General features: G+C 70.3%; 1 pseudogene. It reads left to right on the top strand.

The features are described 5' to 3' along the window. Window positions 1–47: 47 nt before the first annotated feature. Window positions 48–1,043, top strand: a pseudogene (locus ACESY8_RS12675) (helix-turn-helix transcriptional regulator); the annotation flags it as partial.

The following is a 1,043-nucleotide window of genomic DNA, read 5'->3' as shown; positions in this document are numbered from 1 at the left end:
ACACGATCCGCCGCCTGCGGCGGGCAAAGGGGCTGACCCAGGAGCAGGTGGCCCAGGCCCTAGGGGTAAGCGGCCCGGCGGTAAACAAGTGGGAGCGGGGCGCATGCTGCCCTGATCTCGCCCTGCTGGCCCCGCTGGCCCGCCTGCTGGACACCGATCTGAACACTCTGCTCTCCTTCCGGGAGGAGCTGACCGGTGTAGAGATCGCCGCGTTTACAGAGGAGCTTTACACCCTGGCCCAGAGCGGGGGCATCGATGCGGCCTTTCTGCGGGCGGAGGAGCTGCTCCACCGGTGGCCCGGGTGCGACCGCCTGACCATCTCTCTGGCCATGACGCTGAACGGCCTGTTCTTCACCCTGGGCGTGGCCGAGCCGGAGCCCTACGAGCGCCGTCTGGAGCCTCTGTACCGCGCTCTGGCCGACAGCGAGGAGCCGGATATCCGGGACCAGGCCCTCCACCTGCTCATCGGCAGACACATGAGGCGGGAGGAGTACGCCGCGGCGGAGGAGCTGCTCTCCGCCCTGTCCGACCGCTGGCCCCACCGGGACGCTTTGCAGGCGGGGCTGCTCCGCCGGACAGGCCGTGGGGAGGAGGCCGCGGAGCTGTGGGAGCGGCGGCTGCTCAATGCCGCGACGGAGGTCTACGAGTCACTGGTCAGCCTTCAGGAGCTGGCCCTCCAGGCGGAGCGGCTGGAGGACGGGGCCCGGCTGGCCGCCCTCATTGAGGAGACGGTGGAGCGTTATGCCCTCATTCCCGGCGTCGCCTCCTCCGGACGGCTCCTACAGGCCGCGGCAGAGGGGGACAAGACGGCCGCCCTGTCTGCCCTGCGTGATATGCTGGAGGCGCTCAACCGCTCCTGGGACGGCGGGGGGCTATATCCCCACCTTCTACCCGGTACGCAGGTGGCCGTCGGGTCCGTTCTGTTGCCCGGCCTGCTGCTGGAGCTCCAGCGGGAGCCCGAACTGGCTTTCCTCCAGGACGAGCCGGAATTTCAGGCCCTGCTGAAACGCTATGGCGGGGGGGGGGGGGGGGGGGGGGGGGGG

The organism is Clostridium sp. ATCC BAA-442 (genome assembly GCF_964239415.1).
GTDB classification, from domain to species: Bacteria; Bacillota; Clostridia; order Oscillospirales; family Oscillospiraceae; genus Flavonifractor; species Flavonifractor plautii.
The sequence above is the reverse complement of the archived record's forward strand: the minus strand, read 5'-3'. Positions and strand labels throughout refer to the sequence as shown.